Source organism: Pseudomonas sp. 2822-15 (assembly GCF_002742515.1).
Lineage (GTDB): Bacteria > Pseudomonadota > Gammaproteobacteria > Pseudomonadales > Pseudomonadaceae > Aquipseudomonas > Aquipseudomonas salomonii.
In genome coordinates this window covers 99,954-122,429 of sequence record NZ_LJRY01000174.1, presented here as the reverse complement: position 1 = coordinate 122,429, position 22,476 = coordinate 99,954, and the positions used below count along the sequence as shown (strand labels likewise).

Genomic DNA, 22,476 nt, shown 5'->3' with positions numbered 1-22,476 from the left:
AACCCGATCGAGCATCTACTGCCGCATCAGTGGATGCCTGGCTGATCTACGCAAGGCGTATTCCCCGTACGCTTACGCCCGAGGCGCTGGCCAGTGAGGATGAGCTGCGTGCCTGTATCGAGCGCACGCTGCAGGAACTGTCGACGCTTCAGAGCGCCGCGCTTGTGCTGCGTGAGCGTGTAGGGCTTGAGCTTGAGGAAATTGCCGAGTTGCTGGGCGTCAGTCTTTGCAACGCGCGGGTGCTGCTGCACCGGGCGCGCAGTCGGGTTTTTGCCGCCATCGACCGGCACCAGGCCTGCGGCCTTGATTGACGTCAAGAAAAAACAAGCATTCTCAATGCCTTGGCGTTAGAATCGTTGCCGGTTTTGAGCGTGTAGAACTGATCCGCGGCTATATAAGGGTCAGTACAGCTATTTAATAGCGAATAACGGCGCAGTACCTGAAAAAGGGCTGTGCCGTTTTTGTTTGAGTGTTTTGAGTTTTCGGGGTAGGGCGTTTCATCGTATTTGTGTTTCTCGATGCTGCCGCCACACCCTTCGACCTTGCTTGCAGGGTCGCTCGCCGGGGTGTGCATCCGGCTCTTCTATATATAGAAGGGCTGGCCTAGAGCCCTGGCGGGATGCGCTGTATTTGCTAACGGGATGAGGTGCATGCGTGCACTTGAACCTATAAATGGCCTGCTGTTTTTCCACCCGTTTTCAGTAGGGTGACTTCTTGAGTTTGACCCACTAGAATGCATGCCCTTGATTCTGGGGTCGGAAACGGCCGGCTAACGTCTGTGCAACGAGGAATATCCATGCAAGTTTCTGTTGAAAATACTACTGCCATCGAGCGCCGCCTGAGCATCACCGTTCCGGCAGAGCGTATTGAGACTGCGGTCAACAAGCGTCTGCAGCAGACTGCCCAAAAGGCCAAGATCGCTGGTTTCCGTCCAGGCAAAGTGCCGATGAGCGAAATCAAGCGTCGTTTTGGTGCCGATGCGCGTCAGGAAGCTGTGGGTGACGTGATCCAGGCTTCCTTCTACGAAGCTGTTGTCGAGCACAAGCTGAACCCGGCGGGTTCGCCTTCGATCGAGCCTAAATCCCTGGAAGCCGGTAAAGACCTGGAATACGTTGCCGTATTCGAAGTGTTCCCGGAATTCACCGTTGCCGGTTTCGAAGACATCGCCGTTGAGCGCCTGAGCGCTGACGTGGCGGATGCCGACCTGGACAACATGCTGGAAATCCTGCGCAAGCAGAACACCCGTTTCGAAGTGGCCGAGCGTGCCGCCCAGAACGAAGACCAGCTGAACATCGATTTCGTTGGCAAGGTTGACGGCGAAGCATTCGCTGGCGGCTCCGCCAAGGGCACCCAGCTGGTACTGGGTTCCAACCGCATGATCCCTGGCTTCGAAGACGGTCTGGTTGGCGCCAAGGCCGGTGAAGAACGCGTTCTGAGCCTGACTTTCCCGGCTGACTACCAGAACCTGGACCTGGCCGGCAAAGCCGCCGAGTTCACCGTGACCGTCAACAGCGTTTCCGAGCCTAAGCTGCCTGAGCTGAACGAAGAGTTCTTCGCCCAGTTCGGTATCAAGGAAACCGGCATCGACGGTTTCCGCACCGAAGTTCGCAAGAACATGGAGCGTGAACTGCGTCAGGCCATCAAGTCCAAGGTCAAGAACCAGGTAATGGATGGTCTGCTGGCCGCCAACCCGATCGAAGTGCCCAAGGCCCTGCTGTCCAACGAAGTGGATCGCCTGCGCGTTCAAGCGGTTCAGCAGTTCGGTGGCAACATCAAGCCTGACCAACTGCCGGCCGAGCTGTTCGAAGAGCAAGCCAAGCGCCGCGTTGTACTGGGTCTGGTCGTGGCTGAAGTGGTCAAGCAATTCGACCTCAAGCCTGACGAAGATCGCGTTCGCGAGATGATCCAGGAAATGGCTTCGGCCTACCAGGAGCCTGAGCAGGTCGTGGCTTGGTACTACAAGAACGACCAGCAACTGAACGAAGTACGTTCGGTTGTGCTGGAAGAACAAGTTGTGGATACTGTTCTGCAGAAGGCTAAGGTGACCGACAAAGCGGTCTCTTACGAAGAAGCAGTCAAACCGGCGGAAGCAGCACAAGCCGACTGATTGTCCAACTCGTTCGAAATATAACCATAAGCCAGCCTCGCGCTGGCTTATGCGTTTTCAAGACATGACTATTTGGGAGTAACTGCAGAGCATGTTCCGTAATTCCTATATTCAGCAGAACTCTGATATCCAGGCCGCCGGCGGCCTGGTCCCGATGGTTGTCGAGCAATCTGCTCGTGGCGAACGCGCCTATGACATCTACTCGCGCCTGCTCAAGGAACGAGTGATTTTTCTGGTCGGCCCGGTAGAGGACTACATGGCCAACCTGATCTGCGCGCAACTGCTGTTCCTTGAAGCGGAAAACCCGGACAAGGACATCCATCTTTACATCAACTCCCCGGGCGGCTCGGTCACTGCAGGCATGTCGATTTACGACACCATGCAGTTCATCAAGCCAAACGTGTCGACCACGTGCATCGGCCAGGCCTGCAGCATGGGCGCGTTCCTGCTGACCGCAGGTGCCGAGGGCAAGCGTTACTGCCTGCCGAACTCGCGCGTGATGATTCACCAGCCGTTGGGCGGTTTCCAGGGCCAGGCATCGGACATCGAAATCCACGCCAAGGAAATCCTGTTTATTCGTGAGCGTCTGAACACGCTGATGGCCAAACACAGCGGGCACACCCTGGAAGAAATCGAGCGTGATACCAACCGCGACAATTTCATGAGCGCTGAAGCTGCTCGTGAATACGGGTTGATCGACGCAGTGATCGAAAAGCGCCCCGCTTAATATAAGCACCTCAAAATAAGGCTAGTCGGCATGTCCGACCACCGGCGGGCTTGAAAAAGCCCGCATAAGCCTTCATCTTGTGTTGCAAGCCTATCGGATTTGGATCGAACGAATGACTGACACCCGCAACGGCGAGGACAACGGCAAGCTGCTCTATTGCTCCTTCTGCGGCAAAAGCCAGCATGAAGTACGCAAATTGATTGCCGGCCCCTCGGTGTTTATCTGCGACGAGTGCGTCGACCTGTGCAATGACATCATCCGCGAGGAGGTGCAGGAAGCCCAGGCCGAGAGCAGCGCGCATAAATTGCCTTCGCCTAAAGAAATCAGCGGCATCCTTGATCAGTATGTGATTGGTCAAGAGCGTGCAAAAAAGGTTCTGGCGGTAGCGGTGTACAACCACTACAAGCGCTTGAACCAGCGTGACAAGAAAGGCGACGAAGTCGAACTCGGCAAGAGCAACATCTTGCTGATTGGTCCTACAGGCTCGGGTAAAACCCTGCTTGCAGAAACCCTCGCTCGCCTGCTGAACGTTCCGTTCACCATCGCCGACGCCACCACCCTCACCGAGGCTGGCTACGTGGGTGAAGATGTCGAGAACATCATTCAGAAGCTGCTGCAGAAGTGCGACTACGACGTAGAGAAGGCCCAGATGGGTATTGTCTACATCGACGAAATCGACAAGATTTCGCGCAAGTCCGACAACCCGTCGATCACTCGGGACGTTTCCGGTGAAGGCGTGCAGCAAGCCCTGTTGAAACTGATCGAAGGTACGGTTGCTTCCGTACCGCCACAAGGCGGCCGCAAGCACCCGCAGCAGGAATTCCTTCAGGTTGATACGCGCAACATCCTGTTCATCTGTGGCGGTGCATTCTCGGGGCTGGAAAAGGTTATTCAGCAACGTTCCACCCGTGGCGGCATCGGCTTTGGTGCAGAAGTGCGCAGCAAGGAAGAAGGCAAGAAGGTGGGCGAGTCCCTGCGTGAAGTCGAACCTGACGATTTGGTCAAGTTCGGTCTGATCCCGGAATTCGTTGGCCGTCTGCCGGTCCTGGCCACGTTGGACGAGCTGGATGAGGCTGCTTTGATTCAGATCCTCACCGAGCCGAAAAACGCCCTGACCAAGCAATACGCCAAGCTGTTCGAGATGGAAGGTGTAGACCTCGAGTTCCGTACCGACGCGCTCAAATCAGTGGCCAAGCGGGCACTGGAGCGCAAGACCGGTGCACGTGGCCTGCGTTCGATCCTCGAAGGCGTGTTGCTCGACACCATGTACGAAATCCCCTCGCAATCCGAGGTGAGCAAGGTGGTGATCGACGAAAGCGTTATCGAAGGCAAGTCCAAGCCACTGTATATCTACGAAAACAGTGAGCCGGCTGCCAAGGCTGCACCTGACGCGTAAGCGTCAAGCCGTCGCAGTACAAGCAAGGGCCTTTCGAGGCCCTTTCTTTTTATGTGGCGGTTTTTCGGGGCGGTTTGTGTTTTGCGGTTAAATTCGCGTTTATTCATGCGTTTAACTGCTGGCATTGAGCTTGTTTTTTTTGCGTACAGCCCCCATCTTGGTTTCAAGCTAATTTTTCAACTGTCATAGAGGCGAAATCATGAAGACAACCATTGAATTGCCTCTCCTGCCGTTGCGTGATGTCGTCGTCTATCCGCACATGGTTATCCCGCTGTTCGTGGGGCGCGAGAAGTCTATCGAAGCCCTCGAGGCTGCGATGACGGGCGACAAGCAAATCCTGCTGTTGGCCCAGAAGAATCCTGCCGATGATGATCCAGGCGAAGACGCCCTGTATCGCGTCGGCACCGTTGCTACTGTTCTGCAATTGCTCAAGTTGCCCGATGGCACCGTCAAGGTGCTGGTCGAAGGCGAGCAACGTGGTGCGGTCGAGCGCTTCATGGAGGTGGACGGGCATCTGCGCGCCGAAGTGGCGCTGATCGATGAAGTCGAAGCCCCTGAGCGCGAATCCGAAGTGTTTGTGCGCAGCCTGCTCTCGCAGTTCGAGCAGTATGTGCAGTTGGGCAAGAAAGTCCCGGCTGAAGTGCTGTCTTCTCTCAACAGCATCGATGAGCCAAGCCGCCTGGTCGACACCATGGCCGCGCACATGGCGCTCAAGATCGAGCAGAAGCAGGACATCCTCGAAATCATCGACCTGCCGGCCCGTGTCGAACACGTGCTGGCGCTGCTGGATGGCGAAATCGACCTGCTGCAGGTTGAGAAGCGCATCCGTGGCCGCGTGAAGAAACAAATGGAGCGCAGCCAGCGCGAGTACTACCTGAATGAGCAGATGAAGGCCATTCAGAAAGAACTCGGCGACAGCGAAGAAGGCCACAACGAAGTCGAAGAGCTGAAAAAGCGCATCGACGCCGCCGGCCTGCCTAAAGACGCCCTGACCAAGGCCATGGCTGAGCTGAACAAGCTCAAGCAAATGTCGCCAATGTCGGCCGAAGCCACCGTGGTGCGTTCCTACATCGACTGGCTGGTGCAGGTGCCGTGGAAGGCTCAGACCAAGGTGCGCCTGGACCTGGCCCGTGCCGAAGAGATCCTTGACGCCGACCACTACGGCCTCGAAGAAGTTAAAGAACGCATCCTCGAATACCTCGCCGTGCAAAAGCGCGTGAAGAAAATTCGTGGCCCGGTGTTGTGCCTGGTCGGGCCTCCGGGTGTGGGTAAAACCTCCCTGGCCGAGTCGATTGCCAGTGCGACCAACCGTAAATTTGTGCGCATGGCCCTTGGCGGTGTGCGTGATGAAGCGGAAATTCGTGGCCATCGCCGTACTTACATCGGTTCGATGCCAGGAAGATTGATTCAAAAAATGACAAAGGTGGGTGTGCGCAACCCGCTGTTCCTGCTCGATGAAATCGACAAAATGGGCAGCGACATGCGTGGCGATCCGGCCTCGGCGTTGCTCGAAGTGCTCGACCCCGAGCAAAACCACAATTTCAACGACCATTACCTGGAAGTCGACTACGACTTGTCCGACGTAATGTTCCTGTGCACCTCCAACTCCATGAACATCCCGCCAGCCCTGCTGGACCGGATGGAGGTGATTCGTCTGCCGGGTTACACCGAAGACGAAAAGATCAACATCGCCGTCAAATACCTCGCGCCCAAGCAGATTTCGGCCAATGGCCTGAAAAAAGGCGAGATCGAATTTGAGGTCGAAGCGATCCGCGACATCGTGCGTTACTACACCCGCGAAGCCGGTGTGCGTGGCCTTGAGCGTCAGATTGCGAAGATCTGCCGCAAAGCGGTCAAGGAGCACTCGCTGGAAAAACGCTTCTCGGTGAAGGTGGTTGCCGATTCCCTGGAGCACTTCCTGGGCGTGAAGAAATTCCGTTACGGTCTGGCTGAGCAGCAGGATCAGGTAGGGCAGGTAACTGGCCTGGCGTGGACCCAGGTGGGCGGCGAACTGCTGACCATCGAAGCTGCGGTGATCCCGGGCAAAGGCCAGCTTATCAAGACGGGTTCGCTGGGTGATGTGATGGTCGAATCGATCACCGCCGCGCAGACCGTAGTGCGCAGCCGCGCCAAGAGCCTGGGGATCCCCCTGGACTTCCACGAGAAGCACGACACCCACATCCACATGCCGGAAGGGGCGACCCCCAAAGACGGGCCTAGCGCGGGTGTAGGCATGTGCACGGCACTGGTGTCGGCTCTGACTGGCATTCCTGTGCGTGCCGATGTGGCGATGACCGGGGAAATTACCCTGCGTGGTCAGGTATTGGCCATCGGTGGTCTGAAAGAGAAATTGCTCGCTGCACACCGGGGTGGTATCAAGACCGTGATCATTCCTGAAGAGAATGTTCGCGACTTAAAGGAAATTCCGGACAATATCAAGCAGGATCTTCAGATTAAACCGGTTAAATGGATTGACGAGGTCCTGCAAATTGCGCTGCAATACGCGCCGGAGCCCTTGCCGGATGTGGCTCCGGAGATTGTCGCGAAGGACGAAAAACGCGAGTCCGATTCCAAGGAAAGAATTAGCACGCATTAATGCGATTAAGCCTGGGGGCTTCCTTGACAGCTTTTTAGAGCCCTTGTTATAAAGCGGCTCTTAAGTGTCTGTAGGCCATTCAGCACTGGTTTTTGCTTTCACCAAAAAACTTAGAATCATACTCAATAGATATATAAGGGGACTTAGAGTGAACAAGTCGGAACTGATTGATGCTATCGCCGCATCCGCTGATATCCCGAAAGCTGCTGCCGGCCGTGCGCTGGACGCAGTAATCGAATCCGTCACTGGCGCTCTGAAGGCCGGCGACTCCGTGGTACTGGTAGGCTTCGGTACTTTCTCTGTGACTGACCGCCCAGCTCGCACTGGCCGTAACCCACAGACTGGCAAAGCACTGCAAATCGCTGCTGCCAAAAAACCAGGTTTCAAAGCCGGTAAAGCCCTGAAAGAAGCGGTTAACTAAGCTTCGTTCAAGCCTTGCTTACCCGGGTCAGACGCAGGTCTGACCTGGCAGCGGAGCGGCAGCTGACCCGCGTATCCATCGGGTCGCCAGGGCCTGGGGTGTGGTTCAAAACCCCGTCCGCTCCGCCAGTTACGAGAAGGCGCATCCTCGGATGCGCCTTTCTTCTATCCGGACTCTACCCACGCTCCACGGTTGCCTAATTTTTGAAGATCAACCGTTTCTGGGGGACGCATGCTGCAAAATATCAGGGACAATTCACAAGGCTGGATTGCCAAGACCATTATCGGGATCATCGTCGCATTGATGGCGTTCACCGGTATCGAGGCCATTTTCCAGGCTTCGGGTAACAACAAGCAGGACGTGGCCAAGGTCAACGGTGAAGAAATCACCCAGACCGAACTGGGCCAGGCCGTCGATATGCAACGTCGCCAGCTGATGCAACAGTTGGGCAAGGATTTCGATGCTTCGCTGCTGGACGAAAAACTGCTGCGCGAAGCGGCTCTGAAGGGCCTGATCGATCGCAAGCTGTTGCTGCAAGGCGCCGCCGATTCAAAGTTCGGCTTCTCTGAAGCTGCGCTGGACCAGGTGATCCTGCAGACGCCGGAATTCCAGGTGGACGGCAAGTTCAGTGCCGAACGCTTTGACCAGGTGATCCGTCAGCTGGGCTACACCCGTATGCAATTTCGTCAGATGCTGACCCAGGAAATGCTGATCGGCCAGGTTCGCGCAGGCATCGCCGGCAGCGGTTTCGTCACCGACGCCGAAGTGCTGGCTTTCGCCCGTCTGGAAAAACAGACCCGCGATTTTGCCACCGTCAAGATCAAGACCGACCCTGCGGCGGTGAAGCTTACCGACGATGAGGTCAAGGCTTACTACGACCAGCACGCCAAAGAGTTAATGACTCCCGATCAAGTGGTCATCGATTACCTGGAACTGAAGAAGTCGTCCTTCTTCGACCAGGTCACCGTCAAGGACGAAGAGCTGCAGGCGGCCTATCAGAAAGAAACCGCCAACCTCGCTGAACAGCGTCGTGCCGCGCACATTCTGATTGAAGTCAACGACAAGACCACCGACGCGCAAGCCAAGGCCAAGATCGAAGACATCCAGGCACGCCTGGCCAAGGGTGAGAAGTTCGAAGCCCTGGCCAAGGAGTTCTCCCAGGATCCAGGTTCGGCCAACAATGGCGGTGACTTGGGCTTTGCCGGCCCTGGCGTCTACGACCCGGACTTCGAAACCGCCCTGTATGCCTTGAACAAGGACCAGGTGTCGGCGCCGGTGCGAACCACCTTCGGTTGGCACTTGATCAAGCTGTTGGGCGTTGAAGCACCAGAAGTGCCATCGTTTGCCAGCCTGAAAGACAAGCTGACCCGTGAACTCAAGACCCAGCAGGTCGAGCAGCGTTATGTCGAGGCGACCAAGCAATTGGAAGATGCGGCATTCGAAGCCTCCGACCTGGCTCAGCCGGCGTCCGACCTGAAGCTGACCGTGCATACGTCCGCGCCGTTTGGTCGTGAAGGTGGCGAAGGTGTTGCGGCCAACCGTGCCGTGGTCACTGCTGCGTTCAGCCCGGAAGTGCTGGATGAAGGTGCCAACAGCAGCGCTATCGAGCTGGACCCGGAAACCATCATCGTGCTGCGTGCCAAAGAGCATCTGAAGCCAACGCAACTGCCGCTGGAAAGCGTGTCGGCTGCGATCCGCACTCAGATGACCAAAGAGCGCGCCATCGCGGCTGCCAAAACCCATGCCGACGAGTTGATCGCCAGCCTGCGTGACGGCAAGACCCCGTTGAACCAGCCGATCGACGGCCAGGCCTGGAAGGTGACTGAAGCGGCAACCCGTAACGCTGAAGCGATCGAGCCGGCCGTGCTGCAAGCCCTGTTCCGCATGCCAAAGCCTGCGGCCAAGGACAAGCCGACCTTCACCACCGTGACCCTGGCTGACGGTAGCCTGGTGATCGTGCGCTTGAACGGCGTCAACGAAGCTGCAGCCCCTACCGACGACGAAAAGGCGCAATACCGCCGCTTCCTCGCCTCGCGTATTGGCCAGCAGGACTTTGCTGCCTACCGCAAGCAGTTGCAAACCAAGGCTGACATCAAGAAGTTCTGATGTTGGTTTGAATAGAAAAGCCCCCGGTCCGAACGACCGGGGGCTTTTTTTTTGCGCAATGTCCAGCTCAGAACTTCAGCTTGCCCCAGCTCAACCCAATCACCGCTGCCACGGTCGACGCCGTCAGCACACTCAGTTTGGCCGCTGCCAACAGTTCCGGGTCGGAGAAGGCCAGGGACGAGATAAAGATCGACATGGTAAAACCAATCCCCGCCAGCAGGCCGACCAGGCCGACACCGCTCCAGGTGACACCGTCGGGCAGCTTGCAGATATTGAGTTTGACCAGCGTGACACTCGCCAGCATCACGCCCAACGGCTTGCCGATCACCAAGGCGACGATCACGCCCATAAACACGCCGTGGGGCAGCGGGTGCTCAAGGTTCAAGCCCTGTAGGCTCACACCGGCATTGGCCAGGGCGAACAGCGGCATCACGCCGAACGCGACCCACGGGTGCAACGCCGATTGCACGCGCTGCACCGGCGGCATCAGCTCGCGTTGGGCTTCGCGCAGTTGCTTGAGCGGCCTGGCGACCTGGTGCGCGTCGTCGGCCGGTTGCGAAAGGCGATCCATCAGCTCGTTGAAGGTACGTCCGATGGTGTCCAGGGGGCGTTCGGTGGTCGGTTTGGAACTCACCGGCGTCATCAGGCCCAGGATCACCCCGGCGAGGGTCGGGTGCACGCCGGTCTTGAGCAGGCCGAACCAGACAATCGCCCCCGGCAGCAGATAGATCGCCGCCTTGCTGATGCCCATCCGCTGGAACACCAGCACTAAGGCCAAACCACCTGCGGCCACCACCAGGCCCATGTAGTCCAGGCTGGCAGTGAAGAACACGGCAATGATCAGGATCGCCACGATGTCATCGATGATGGCCAGTGCCAGCAGCAACACACGCACACCGCTGGGGATCGATTTGCCCAACAGCGCCAGCACGCCGACGGCAAAGGCAATGTCGGTGGCGGTAGGCACGGCCCAGCCACTGGCGGCGGCGGTGCCATGATTGAGCGCAGTGTAGAGGATGGCGGGCATCAATACGCCACCCAGTGCGGCGCCCAGCGGCAGGGTCGCAAGTTTCAGGTTGGCGAGTGCGCCGTCCTTTATTTCCTGGCGTATCTCGGCGCCAACCACCAGGAAGAAGATGGTCATCAAGCCGTCGTTGACCAGAAAGTGCAGTGAGCGCGACACACTGAAGTCGCCCAGCCCGAGGGTGAGCGGGGTGTTCCAGAAGTGTTCATAGGACGCGGCGGCGGGGCTGTTGGCCCAGATCAGCGCAGCAATGGCCGCCAGCAGCAGGACGATGCCGCTGACCGCCTCAATGCGTGAAAACCGCTCAAGAGCCGACAGTGCGCCCTCGGTCAAGGCCTGGGGACGAGGGATGGCAGGGTGTTTTTTGGGCACGACAAGTCTCCATTGGCGGCCCGACCAATGCTTTGCTTTAACCTGCGTTGTGCCCTATGCAGTCACGCACCCAGGGCGATGATAGGAAGTTGATGAATAAGTTGTAAACAATGTTGTCAGCGTTACGGGCTTTTTGTCGGAGGTTGCAGAAAACCGCGCGCCAATTGCTGGTACAACTCCGGCCCCATTCGCGAACTGACGGCCTTGGCAATCAGCGCCACCGCCATCAGGCTGATCACCATCCCGTGGCTGTCGATCATCTCCATCACGATGATTGCCGAGGTGATCGGCGATTGGGTCACGGCCGCCAGAAAGCCCACCATGCACAGCGCAATGGTCGGTTGCGCTGCCAGCGCGAAGAACTCGGCTGCGTTGGCGCCCACGGCCGCGCCGACGGCCAGCGACGGGGCAAAGATGCCGCCGGGAATCCCGGAAAAATAAGTGACCACTGTGGCCAGAAAACGCGTGACCGGCGCATGCCACGGCAAGCCGACATCGGCAGCAATGATCTGCGAAGTAATCCCGTAGCCGCTGCCGAAGGACATTCCGCCGCTGAGCCAGCCCAGGATTGCCACTACCAGCCCACACGCCCCGGCGAACCACACCGGGTGGGCACGCCGCCATTCCCAGACTACAAACTTGTGGTGGCGCTGTGGCCACAGCAGCATGCGGCTGAACAGCCCGCCGAGCAGGCCGCAGCCGATGCCTGCCGCCAGCACCGGAATAATGATGTCGAGTTTGATCTCCTCAACGTCCAGATGGCCGAAATAGTTGTAATTGCCCTGCAGGGCGATGGCGACCATCCCCGATAAAATAATCGTGCTGAGCAAGACACCGCTGGTGCGGGTTTCGAGCTTGCGCCCCAACTCTTCGACTGCGAAGGCGATGCCGGCCAACGGCGTATTGAACGCAGCGGCGATACCGGCAGCGCCGCCGGCCAGGATCAAGTCTTCGCTACGGATGATGCGGGCATTGGGCAGGTAGCGATGGAAGAAGTGCATGATCGACGCCGCCACCTGCACGGACGGCCCTTCGCGCCCGGCGGAAAAACCGCCGGTCAACGCCAATGTACCGAGGCCTATCTTGGCAAAGGCGATACGCAAGGACACCAGCCTGCTGACGTCCTGCCCCTTGTTGGCCAGGCGGGTGGCAGCGATGACCTGGGGAATGCCGCTGCCTTGGGCACCGGCAAAAAAGCGCGTGGTCAGCCACACCACCAGCATGCCCACCAGCGGTGTATAGAGAAAGGGCAGCCACGGATGGGCGCTGGATTGCTCGGCGAATTGAGTGAGCGCCACGTCAGCCAGGCGCGCAAACATCACCACCATCAGCCCGGCGATGGTGGCGCCGGCCCACAGGGTGATCCGGGTGCGCCAGCGCAGTGAGGTAAAGCGGCGGCGCAGTGAAATGAACGGTTTGATCACCCAGGTTAATTCCAAATAAGTTTCAGGGTGTTTCAAGGTTAACCGTATATCCAGCGCTTGTCCTCGCGATGCGCCGTGTCGGCGCCAACGCCAACAGCACCAATCCGCCCACCGCCCAGGGGAACAACCCAATCCCCGATGTTTGCAGCAACAGGCCGCCCGCCAGCCCGCCGCCGGCAATCCCCAGGTTCCACACCGTCACCAGCATCGATTGCGCGGCATCGGCCGAGTCACCGGCAGACTTGGCCAGCGCCGTCTGCAGCAGCGCCGGCAAGCCACCAAAGGCCAGGCCCCACAGCGCCACGCTGGCATACACCGCACCGGTGGAGGTCATCCACACGCCCAGTGCCAGGGCCGCTCCCGCGAACATCACGCAACTGATGATCAGCAGGCGCCGCAGGTGTTGATCAATCAGCACGCCCGTCAGCCAGATGCTCAGCAAGGCCGCGAGACCAAACACCAGCAAGATCCGGTCGATGTCGGCTTCTAACCCGGCAGGCACCAGCAGTGGGGCGATGTAGGTGTACAGAATGTTGTGCGCCAGTACGTAGGTAAACGTCACCCACAGCACCGGACGAATGCCTGGCAGGTTAAACACTTGGCGCAAACCCAAGCGCTGTTGCGCCGCTTGCCCGGCGAAATCCGGCAGTTGCCAGCGTGCCCACACCAGCAGCAACAGCGTCAGCCCGGTCATGATGGCAAAGCTCAGGCGCCAGCCCACCGCAGTGCCGAGGAAAGTGCCGGCGGGTACACCCAGCGACAACGCCAGCGGTGCGCCGAGCATGGCCACAGCAATCGCCCGGCCTTGCAGGCGCGGGGCCACCATCCGGCTGGCATACCCGGCCAGCAACGCCCAAAGCAACCCGGCGAATACGCCGGCAAAAAACCGCGCAACCAGGGTCAGCCCGTAATGGGTGGAGAGTGCCGTGACGCTGTTGACCAGGGCAAAGCCGCCGATGGCAATCAGCAGCAACGGACGCCGCCGCCAGCCTTGGGTCAATAAGGTCAGGGGAATGGCCGCGAGCAATGAACCGAGGGCATACAGGGTCACCAGTTGGCCGACCAACGCCTGCGAAACCTGCAGCCCTTCGCTCATTTGTGGCAGCAGCCCGGCCGGCATGGCCTCGGTCAGAATCGTGATAAACCCGGCACACGCCAAGGCCAGCAAGCCGCCGAGGGGCAGTGCGTCCTTTACGGTCGTGACGGCCGGGTTGGTAATCGGGGGGCAGTCGCTCATGTTCCGTCTCCATGCAAAAGGTCAGGAGGCAGAGTAGGGGGCTGTGGGTTGCGGAAAAACAGGCTAAGGTTCCGAACTTATCGGACATCAAAGTCCGCAATCGATAAGGATGGGCGATGGACAGTCTGAGTAGCCTTGCGGTGTTCGTGCAGGTTGCGGAAACCCGCAGCTTTACCGCTGCTGGCCGCGTGCTGGGGGTGTCGTCTTCGGCCGTGGGCAAAAGCATCGCGCGCATGGAAGAACGCCTGGGCGTGCGGCTGTTTCATCGCAGCACACGCAGCGTCACCCTGACCGGCGAAGGCGCGCTGTTCCTGGAGCGCTCGCGACGGATTCTGGCCGAGGTGGAAGCGGCCGAGCAGGAATTGACCGAGGCCGGCGCCACGCCCCGAGGTACATTGCGCATCAGCTTGCCGCAAGTGCGTGGCTTGTTGATGCCGGTGCTCAGCGACTTTATGCGCGCCTACCCGGACATTGAACTGGATGTGGACTTCTCCGATCGCATGGTCGACGTGATCGAGGAAGGTTTTGATGCGGTGATTCGCACCGGCAAGCCGGAAGATTCACGGCTGATGGCACGTCGTCTGGGGCATTATCAGCTGGTCCTGGTGGCCACGCCGGGTTACCTGGCCCAGCATGGCACGCCGCAACAGCCGCAGGATTTGAGCGGCCATGCCTGCCTGCGCCACAAGTTCTGCGCCACCGGCAAGCTGGAGCCCTGGCCACTGCGCCCGGTGCCGGGCGTGGCGGAGCCGGTGCTGCGTGCGCCGCTGGTCAGCACCACCATCGAGTCCCTCAGCTATGTGGTGCACGAAGGGTTGGGCATCGCCTGCCTGCCGGACTTTATGGTCAAGGAGGCGGTGCGCCAGGGGCGTCTGCAACGGGTGCTGGATGAGCATCTGGTCCACCGTGGCAGTTTCTGGATGCTGTGGCCCTCGAGTCGCTTCGCCTCGGCCAAGCTGCGGGTGTTTATCGACCATATGTCTGCCGGGCTTTTCCCTGCGCAGGTGGTGTAATAACGCTGTGACGTTTTACCGACAGGAATGTGCGCGCCAACCCTGCGTTCTGTTGCACAATAGCGCCCTGACTGTTTTCCTCAGGATTTTCGATGTCGACATCATTTCACTTGCGTAGCCTCGGGTTGGCGCTGGTGCTGGCGGGCGCTGCGGGCTGCTCGTCACCCAAGACCGCTATTTATGAACATGAAAATTTCGACGACTCCGGCACGTTCTCCCGTGATTACCCGGTCAGCGACGTGGCGGCCTGTGAAGCGGCGCGACGTGCGCTGTTGAGCCAGGGTTACATCATCACCAGCAGCGACCCCAAGCTGGTGGTGGGTAACAAGAGCTTCCAGCAGACCGGCGAAACCCATCTGCAAATCAGCTTCAACGTGGTGTGTGCCGATGATGGCAAAGGCGCCAAGCACTCAACCATGTTCGCCAACGCCTTGCAGGACCGCTACGCGCTGAAGAAGGTCAACAACTCCGCCAGCCTCGGCGTGGGTGTGTTGGGCTCGGTGTCGATGCCGATCGGCTCAACCGATGATTCGATGGTCAAGGTGGCCAGCGAGACGGTGACGGCACCAAAGTTTTACGATCGCTACTTCTCGCTGGTGGATGTGTTCCTGCCCCAGGACGTGAAAGCGGCCGAACATATTCCAGAGAAGCCCAAGGCTGAGCTGGGCGTGCCGGAGCCGAAAGCGGCTGCGCCTGCCGATAAGCCTGCGCCTGCCGATAAGGTAGCGCCGACCGATAAGGTAGCGCCGGCCGATAAGGTCGACGCGCCCAAGGACGCATCGGTAGCGCCCGCCGTGTCGGAACCGCTGGCACCGCCGCCAGAGGCGGCACCGATTTCGCCACAGGCCGAGCCAGCGCCGACCACTGCGCCAACACCTGCACCGGCTGCGGAACCAGCGCCAGCGCCGACCAACCCGAACCTGCCGGCGCCGACAGAGGCGATTCCACCACTGCCGACGCCTGGGCAGTAACTCAGACCGCTACGGGGTTCGTCTTGTCGACGTTGATCCCGTAGCGGCTGATGGCCTCGCTCACCTTGTCACGCCCGATCACGCCGTCATCGGCCAGCGCCTTCAGCGCCGCCAACACGATGAAGTGGCGGTCCACCTCAAAGAATTCGCGCAGGGTTTCGCGGGTGTCCGATTGCCCAAAGCCATCGGTACCCAGCGCCACGAAACGGCGGCCGTGTACAAACGGGCGGATCTGGTCGGCGAATAACTTCATATAGTCCGTCGCCACCACCACCGGCCCGCTGTGTCCGGCCAAGCTGGTTTCCACGTAGCTCGCGCGCGGTTCGTCCTGCGGGTGCAGCAGGTTCCAGCGCTCTACCGCGTGCCCGTCGCGGCGCAATTCGGTCAGGCTGGTGGCGCTCCAGACATTACTGGCTACGCCAAAGTCCTTGTCGAGCAGTTGCGCTGCGCCAATCACCTCGCGCAGGATCGAGCCGCTGCCCATCAATTGCACCTGTGCCTGGGGTTGCGTGCTCAGCGGATACAAGCCTTTGAGAATCCCGTCTTCCGCGCCTTCGGGCATGGCCGGGTGCGGGTAGTTTTCGTTGAGCAGGGTGATGTAGTAGTAAATGTCCTCCTGTTCGACGTACATGCGCCGCATGCCTTCGCGAATGATCACCGCCAGCTCGTAGGCAAAGGTCGGGTCATAGGCGACGCAGCAGGGGATCACCGACGCCAGGATGTGGCTGTGGCCGTCGTCATGCTGCAAGCCTTCGCCCATCAGCGTGGTGCGGCCGGCCGTGGCGCCCAGCAGAAAGCCGCGAGCGCGGGCATCGCCGGCGGCCCAGGCCAGGTCGCCGACGCGCTGGAACCCGAACATCGAATAGAAAATGTAGAACGGCACGGTCATCAAGCCGTGATTGCTGTAGGACGTGCTCGCCGCAATCCACGAAGAAATGGCCCCGGACTCATTCAGGCCTTCCTGCATGATCTGTCCGTCTTTGCTCTCTTTGTAGTAGCTCAATTGCCCGGCGTCTTGTGGGGTATAGAGCTGGCCGACGGCGGAGTGAATGCCGATCTGACGGAACAGGCTCTCCATGCCGAAGGTGCGCGACTCGTCCGGCACTATCGGTACGATCAGCTTGCCCAGGTGCGGGTCTTTGAGCAGGGTGCCAAGGATGCGCACAAACGCCATGGTGGTGGAGATGGCACGCTCGCCGGTGTCTTTGAGTTGGGTGGCAAACGCGCTCAGTTCGGGTATCTGCAAGGCCTCGACCGCAGTGTGTCGTGCTGGCACATGGCCGCCCAACGCCTGGCGACGGGCAGCGAAGTAGCGGGCTTCTTCGCTGTCGGCGGCAGGCTTGAGGTAAGGGATTTCGTCGAGCTGGTCATCGGCCACTTCCAGGCCGAAGCGGTCGCGAAAGGCTTTTACGGCATCAGCGCCCATCTTCTTCAACTGGTGATTGATGTTCTGGCCTTCGCCTGCTTCGCCCATGCCGAAACCCTTGACGGTTTTGGCCAGGATCACCGTCGGTTGGCCTTTGTGGCGCACGGCAGCGGCGTAGGCGTTGTAGACCTTGTCCGGGTCGTGGCCACCGCGTGAGAGTTTCCAGATATCGTCGTCGGACATGTCGGCAACCAGCGCCAGTAATTGCGGGTATTTGCCGAAGAAATGTTCACGCACATAGGCGCCGTTCTGGGATTTGTAGTTCTGGTAGTCGCCGTCCACGCACTCCATCATGCGTTGGCGCAACAGGCCGCTCTGGTCCTTTTCCAGCAGCGCATCCCAGCCGCCGCCCCAGATCACCTTGATCACATTCCAGCCGGCGGCGCGGTACAGGCTTTCGAACTCCTGGATCACCTTGGCATTGCCACGCACCGGGCCGTCCAGGCGCTGCAGGTTGCAATTGACCACAAAGATCAGGTTGTCGAGCTTCTCGCGGCCGGCCAGGGAGATGGCGGCCAGGGATTCCGGCTGGTCCATTTCGCCGTCGCCCAGGAATGCCCACACCTTGCGGCCTTGGTGTAGCTTGAGGTCGCGGAACTCCAGGTAGCGCATAAAGCGCGCCTGGTAGGCGGCGGTAATCGGGCCCAGGCCCATCGATACTGTCGGGAACTGCCAGAAGTCCGGCATCAGCCGTGGGTGCGGGTAGGAGGACAAGCCCTCGCCACCGGCCTCGCGGCGAAAGTTGTCCAGCTGCGCTTCGCTGATGCGGCCTTCGAGGTAGGCGCGGCCGTAAATGCCCGGGGAGGAGTGGCCCTGGATGTACACCAGATCGCCGTCGAAGGTATCGGTTCGGCCACGGAAGAAGTGGTCGAAACCTACGTCGTACAGGACGGCGGCCGACGCGTAGGTCGCAATATGCCCACCGACACCCGAGTGTTTACCCGCACGCAGCACCATCGCCATGGCATTCCAGCGAATAAACGCATTGGTGCGCCGCTCGATGGCCAGGTTGCCGGGGTAGGGCAGTTGGCGGTCAACCGCGATGGTGTTGACGTAAGGCGTGGTCACCCGCCCGTAGAAGTCACCATGGCGCGCAACGTCGAAATCCAGCAACTGATCTATCAGGTAGTGGGCACGTGGGCGGCCTTCGGTGGACAGCACCGATTCGATGGACTCCAGCCACTCGCGGGTTTCCTGTGGATCGTCGTCCAGTCTTACTGCGTTATTGGGGGTCATGTGCGGCTCCAGGGTAGGCGGATTTCAAGCAGCGGGCTCCTTGTGGGAGTTGCGCGAATGTAATTGCAATTGCAACTACATGACTGAATCTAGCGCGGGATGAGCTACTATTGCAACCTTCTTGAAATTCCCCGGATGGTGTTGCATGTCGTCGAAAGAGCCAGATGTATGGTTCCGTTTTGTCAGGGCCCACAGGACGGTCATCCGAGAAATCGAACGCCGCCTGGCCGCGGCAGACCTGCCGCCCTACGCCTGGTATGACGCGTTATGGGGCCTGGAAAGCGGCCCCGACGGCACGCGGCGCATGCACGAATTGGCCGATGTGCTGGCGATTGAGCGCTACAACCTCACACGCCTGGTAGACCGCCTGGAAAAGGACGGCCTGGTGGTGCGTTCACGTTCCGACGGCGACGGCCGCGCAGCGTTTGCCTCCATCACCGAGGCCGGCCGGGTGTTGCGTAAAAAGATGTGGAAAATCTACGAAAGCACGGTAGATGAGCTGTTCCTGTCGCAAATCGAGCCTGAGCAACGCCAGCTGTTTGCCGATACCTTGGAGCGCACGGCGGGGCTGGCGGTGGAGGCGGGCGTGCAAACCCGCAGCCGACGCAAGATCTAATAGGCGATGAGGGTCCAATGTGGGAGCGGGCTTGCTCGCGAATGCGGTGGGTCAGCCAGCCTCTATGTGTCTGACAGATCGCATTCGCGAGCAAGCCCGCTCCCACATTTTGATCGTATTGCCAGCCATCACAGTGGATACCGATGCATCGCCGCTTCGACCTGCTCAACACCAATACGGCCTTCATCGGCCAATGCCCGCAGCGCACACACCACAATCCAATACCGACTGGGCGCAGACGCCTGCACCGACCCTGCACCCAACCCGACAAACCGCGCCGGCACATACGCCGCCAACTGATCGACAATCACCTGCGGATAACCGGTCACGGCAATCACCGGCGCGGCGCTCCCGGCCAGGCACTCATGCAAATGGCAACTTCGCCGGGCGGCCATCGGGTGCAGGCGATTCCAGCGCTCGGCGGCCGCTGCCTCCCGGGCGAGCCGCGTATAGCTCGGGCAACTCCACACCTGCGCCGTCACGCCCCAATCCTGTTCGAGCAGTTGCGCCGCGTGGGTCACGTCCTCAAGCGTGCGGCCAGCGCCGAGCAATTGCACATCCGCAGAATGTTTGCGGCGCAGCGGGTACATGCCCTTGAGCGCGTCTTCACGATCCTGCGTATCGAGCATCGCTGTGCGCGCTTGATCGTGCAGCGCGAGGTAATAAAACCCTGGCTTGCCGTCGACATACAACGCGCGCAAACCCGCCAGCACAATCGCGCGCGCTTCGGCACCTGACGCCGGGTCATACGGCGTGCAGTGCGGGTTCGTCGCCAGCCACAACGGCAGTGAGGGTTGCGCGCCCTTGGGCCAGGCAGAGGGTTGGTTTTCGATGTCGTTGCACAGGATGCCACGCTGCAAGGAGGCCTGCGACAGCCCACATAACTGCGCCGACGATGCTGCACGGTGCAGGTACAGCAGGGGTTTTTCGCCGGTATTGCGCGCAAACCAGCTTGGCCAGTTGCCCACACGGCGGCTGCGTGACTGGCCACGAATCACCCAGGCCTGTCGGCTCAATTCCAGGGTATTGGCCATGGTCATGACCGTGTACAGCGGCGAGCCGGGAGGCGGCGCGGCACTGCTCAGCGCATCGATACAGCGCTGCGCGGCTTGGGCGGTTGAGACAGGCATGGGGCGAGGCTCCTGGCGACAGAGGTTCCTACCCTAATGGAAAATGGCATGTGATTGCAATTGCAATGATTGCAATCGCATCTCGATCTCGAAGTGCTAAATCGATCCAACCCTGCTACGTTTTATCTTGAAGTGCAGGAACGTCATGGCGCCGACATTTTTTCGTCATCACGGCACTTTAGGCTGGCTGTGCAGGTCATTTATCTGCAACCGCTTTTAACCAAGAAGGAGTCCACCATGGACGAATACCAGGAAGAACTGCTGGAGTACCACGCGTTTGAACTGGATCCGCTGGATCCGGCCGATGACGCCACCGAGCTGTAACACCGACTTCAGGCGGAATGCCGCTGACTGCGGCGAAATTCCCCTGGGGTCTGGTTGTTCCACCGCCTGAAGGCCCGTTGAAAGGCTTGGGCTGAGGCAAAACCGAGCAAGTAGGCGATCTCGCCGAACGCCAGTTCCGTGTCGCGAATGTAGGTCATGGCCAGATCGCGGCGGGTATCGTTGAGAATTGCGCGAAACTGCGTGCCTTCGTCGGCCAGTTTGCGCCGCAGCGTCCAGGTTGGCAGCTTCAGGCGTGCCGCCACTTCTTCCAGGTCGGGTTCCCGGCCGCCATTGAGCATCGGCCCGAGCAACCTTGTAATGCGCTCGCGCAGGCTGCGGGTGCGGGTGAGTTGCTCCAATTCCTGTTCACATAATTTCAACAGTAACTGCCAGGTGCTGGGGCAATGCTGCGGGTTACGCAGGCCCAGGGTTGGCTGGTTGAGGCGCAGCTGGTTGGCGTCGGCACCGAAATGCACCGGGCTGTCACCCAGCACGCTGTACTGTTCGCTGTACTCCGGGGCTTCAAATTCGATGTCGATGCGCTGCGCCTGCACCGGTTGTTGGGCCAGGCTCGACAATTGCTGCAGCCAGCCGGCGATGATCGAGTCCACCACAAAGCGGTTGTAGGCGTTGTACGGGCTGATGGAATAGAAGCGCAGCCAAGCGCCTTCGGCATCTTCGTGAAAGCTCGACTGCCCGCGATAGTTGGAGCCGTACAGCGCTTCAAACCGTGTCAGTGCGCGCGCCGCTTCGCGTACGTTGGGCGCCTGTGCGGCGGTGACGCCAGCCAATCCCGCCTGGCTCAGACGGCTCAATTGACCCATGCGCAGGCCCAGGCCGGGGTCGCCGGTCAGTTGGATGGCGGCGTGGCCCAGGCGCATGTAGCGCGGGATCGACAACCGCGCCCCGGCTTCGGCAAGGCGCGCCGGGTCCAGGCCGTATTGCAGCAGCAGCGGTTGCGGGTCCAGGCCATGGCTGTGGACGGCGTCGGCAAGGGACTGTACAAAGCCCACCGACAAATCCCCAAGGCGCACCGGCTTCACGGCGTTACAGCCAGATATTCAGCAGGCGCGCGCCACGGGCGTCGTTGCCCGCAGTGACGTGCCCGTCGTTGCTGAGGAAGCTGTGCCCGGCGGTGCCCAGGTCCCAGAACTGCCCACGCAGGAACACACTCATGCCGGCGCTGGCCTGGCTGATCGGCTGCTGGCTGATCAGGGTGAGGCGGCGCCAAGCCTCGCCTTCACTGAGTTCTTCGGGCTTGAGGCTGATTTCCGGCGGCGTGGACACGCTTTTAAAGCCGCGCCATGGCCGGTCCCAGGTGTCGCGGCCGGTGACGAAGGCCGGTACGGCGACCAGTTGCGCACCTTGCTCGTTGAGTTTGCGGTAGTTGTCCGGGTACCAGCTGTCGCTGCCGATCAGGATGCCCAGGCGCCCGGCCGGGGTGTCGACCACGCTGACGATATTTTCGTCACCCGGGGCGATAAAGCCGGGCTCATCGTAAATGGGGTAAAGCTGGCGCTGGGGGTCGCCGATGGGCAGGCCATCGGCGGCAAACACCACGCTGGCGTTGTACAGCGCACCGTGGCCGATGTGCAGTTGGCCCTGGCTGACACTGGGGTTGGGCAGCGCGATGGAGCCGGCCACCAGGGTCACGCCGAACTCTTTGGCCAGGCCACCGAACAGCACTTGATAGTCGCGGGCCATGGCCGGTGCCTTCATGCGCAGGTAGGCGTCGTCCATGCGGTTATCGCCTTTGGCACTGATCCAGGCGCGGGCAAACTGCAACGGGTTGCTGGCCGACAGCCAATTCATCGCATCCTTGAGGTGGGTGGCCTGGTACAGCTCGTTCTTTTCGCCGCTGAGCATCAGCCAGGTGCCGATATGTTCCGGCAACACGACGATGGTTTTGGGGTTGATCAACCCTTGGTCGCGGGCCTTTTGCAGGTAGGCCGAGAGTTTCAGGTGCAGGCGTTCCAGGCTCTGGTAATCGGCCGGGAACAGCTCGGGTTGGATGCCCAGCAGGTTGCCACGGTCGGCGGGCTCGCCTTCATTGACGGCCAGAGTGATACGCAGGTCCGACAGGTAATGCGCCACAGGGCGCTCCTGGGTCCAGACCAGATACGCGGCGACGGCGGCAACCAGGGCCATGGAGACGGTGAACGCTAGAAGTTTACGCATGGGGCAACAGACAACAGACCGTGTGCAGGGTTCGCGACTAGGGTAGGGCGCATGCAGCGGCTTGCCAAGGGGCACTGTGCATTTGGATCAATAACTTGTCAGTTACGGTCATTGAGCGGTAGTCCATCGCCTCTTAGTCTGTGGGACATAAACCGATGGCAAGCCATTCGAG

The 22,476-nt window shown here is 60.1% G+C and carries 19 protein-coding genes; 11 read left to right on the top strand and 8 right to left on the bottom strand.

Features of this window, described 5'->3' with window-relative positions; all coding sequences use genetic code 11:
• Positions 1-311 (top strand): sigma factor-like helix-turn-helix DNA-binding protein (locus AOA59_RS09415; RefSeq protein WP_305886603.1); only part of this gene is annotated, 311 nt, incomplete at its 5' end.
• A gap of 2 nt (positions 312-313) precedes the next feature.
• Here AOA59_RS09415 and AOA59_RS09410 read toward each other — a convergent pair.
• The gene (locus AOA59_RS09410; protein WP_099487013.1) at positions 314-574 is read right to left on the bottom strand and encodes a hypothetical protein; all 261 of its coding nucleotides are present in this window, start codon (positions 572-574) and stop codon (positions 314-316) included.
• Between the two features lie 222 nt (positions 575-796).
• Here AOA59_RS09410 and tig point away from each other — a divergent pair, with 222 nt between their 5' ends.
• The 6 genes from tig to AOA59_RS09380 all read left to right on the top strand — a co-directional run bounded on the left by tig (position 797) and on the right by AOA59_RS09380 (position 9,353).
• Positions 797-2,107: a trigger factor gene (gene tig, locus AOA59_RS09405; RefSeq protein ID WP_056861394.1), complete on the top strand. Its 1,311-nt coding sequence runs from the start codon at positions 797-799 to the stop codon at positions 2,105-2,107.
• Between the two features lie 91 nt (positions 2,108-2,198).
• Positions 2,199-2,834, top strand: coding sequence for an ATP-dependent Clp endopeptidase proteolytic subunit ClpP (clpP, locus tag AOA59_RS09400; RefSeq protein ID WP_003174822.1), 636 nt, complete (start codon positions 2,199-2,201; stop codon positions 2,832-2,834).
• A 112-nt stretch (positions 2,835-2,946) separates the two neighbouring features.
• Positions 2,947-4,230, top strand: coding sequence for an ATP-dependent Clp protease ATP-binding subunit ClpX (gene clpX / locus AOA59_RS09395; RefSeq protein WP_017136464.1), 1,284 nt, complete (start codon positions 2,947-2,949; stop codon positions 4,228-4,230).
• A 199-nt stretch (positions 4,231-4,429) separates the two neighbouring features.
• The gene (gene lon / locus AOA59_RS09390; RefSeq protein ID WP_065931108.1) at positions 4,430-6,826 is read left to right on the top strand and encodes an endopeptidase La; all 2,397 of its coding nucleotides are present in this window, start codon (positions 4,430-4,432) and stop codon (positions 6,824-6,826) included.
• Between the two features lie 148 nt (positions 6,827-6,974).
• Entirely contained in the window at positions 6,975-7,247 is a 273-nt protein-coding gene (locus tag AOA59_RS09385) for an HU family DNA-binding protein (protein ID WP_003174819.1), read from the top strand.
• Between the two features lie 231 nt (positions 7,248-7,478).
• Positions 7,479-9,353: a SurA N-terminal domain-containing protein gene (locus AOA59_RS09380; protein ID WP_099487011.1), complete on the top strand. Its 1,875-nt coding sequence runs from the start codon at positions 7,479-7,481 to the stop codon at positions 9,351-9,353.
• Between the two features lie 67 nt (positions 9,354-9,420).
• On the opposite strand, the gene nhaA is transcribed toward AOA59_RS09380, so the two are convergent.
• From nhaA to AOA59_RS09365, 3 genes are all read right to left on the bottom strand, one after another.
• A complete protein-coding gene (nhaA, locus tag AOA59_RS09375) occupies positions 9,421-10,749 on the bottom strand; it encodes a Na+/H+ antiporter NhaA (protein WP_099487009.1) in 1,329 nt (442 codons plus the stop codon).
• Between the two features lie 122 nt (positions 10,750-10,871).
• Positions 10,872-12,173: a chloride channel protein gene (locus AOA59_RS09370; RefSeq protein ID WP_099487021.1), complete on the bottom strand. Its 1,302-nt coding sequence runs from the start codon at positions 12,171-12,173 to the stop codon at positions 10,872-10,874.
• 22 nt (positions 12,174-12,195) lie between these two features.
• A complete protein-coding gene (locus AOA59_RS09365; protein WP_099487007.1) occupies positions 12,196-13,410 on the bottom strand; it encodes an MFS transporter in 1,215 nt (404 codons plus the stop codon).
• A gap of 116 nt (positions 13,411-13,526) precedes the next feature.
• On the opposite strand from AOA59_RS09365, the gene AOA59_RS09360 reads away from it, so the two are divergent.
• Complete coding sequence (locus AOA59_RS09360; protein ID WP_065931104.1) at positions 13,527-14,423, top strand: LysR family transcriptional regulator; 897 nt, start codon at positions 13,527-13,529, stop codon at positions 14,421-14,423.
• A 92-nt stretch (positions 14,424-14,515) separates the two neighbouring features.
• Positions 14,516-15,394 carry a DUF2242 domain-containing protein gene (locus AOA59_RS09355; protein WP_099487006.1) on the top strand — a complete coding sequence of 293 codons (879 nt, stop codon included), beginning with the start codon at positions 14,516-14,518 and terminating at the stop codon, positions 15,392-15,394.
• Position 15,395: 1 nt separating this feature from the next.
• On the opposite strand, the gene aceE is transcribed toward AOA59_RS09355, so the two are convergent.
• Entirely contained in the window at positions 15,396-18,056 is a 2,661-nt protein-coding gene (gene aceE, locus AOA59_RS09350; RefSeq protein ID WP_099487004.1) for a pyruvate dehydrogenase (acetyl-transferring), homodimeric type, read from the bottom strand.
• A gap of 145 nt (positions 18,057-18,201) precedes the next feature.
• On the opposite strand from aceE, the gene AOA59_RS09345 reads away from it, so the two are divergent.
• Positions 18,202-18,672, top strand: coding sequence for a MarR family winged helix-turn-helix transcriptional regulator (locus AOA59_RS09345; protein ID WP_058420905.1), 471 nt, complete (start codon positions 18,202-18,204; stop codon positions 18,670-18,672).
• A gap of 128 nt (positions 18,673-18,800) precedes the next feature.
• Here the strand turns inward: AOA59_RS09345 and AOA59_RS09340 are convergent, their stop codons facing one another.
• A complete protein-coding gene (locus tag AOA59_RS09340) occupies positions 18,801-19,802 on the bottom strand; it encodes a pyruvate dehydrogenase (RefSeq protein ID WP_099487003.1) in 1,002 nt (333 codons plus the stop codon).
• A gap of 189 nt (positions 19,803-19,991) precedes the next feature.
• Between AOA59_RS09340 and AOA59_RS33115 the strand changes: the two genes are divergently transcribed.
• On the top strand, positions 19,992-20,126 hold the full coding sequence (locus AOA59_RS33115) for a hypothetical protein (protein ID WP_256593039.1): 135 nt from the start codon (positions 19,992-19,994) through the stop codon (positions 20,124-20,126).
• A gap of 8 nt (positions 20,127-20,134) precedes the next feature.
• Here AOA59_RS33115 and AOA59_RS09335 read toward each other — a convergent pair whose 3' ends face one another.
• Positions 20,135-21,169 (bottom strand): AraC family transcriptional regulator, encoded by a 1,035-nt coding sequence (locus tag AOA59_RS09335; RefSeq protein WP_065931099.1) that lies wholly within the window; start codon positions 21,167-21,169, stop codon positions 20,135-20,137.
• A 4-nt stretch (positions 21,170-21,173) separates the two neighbouring features.
• Entirely contained in the window at positions 21,174-22,304 is a 1,131-nt protein-coding gene (locus AOA59_RS09330) for a carbon-nitrogen hydrolase family protein (protein WP_099487001.1), read from the bottom strand.
• Between the last annotated feature and the right edge of the window lie 172 nt (positions 22,305-22,476).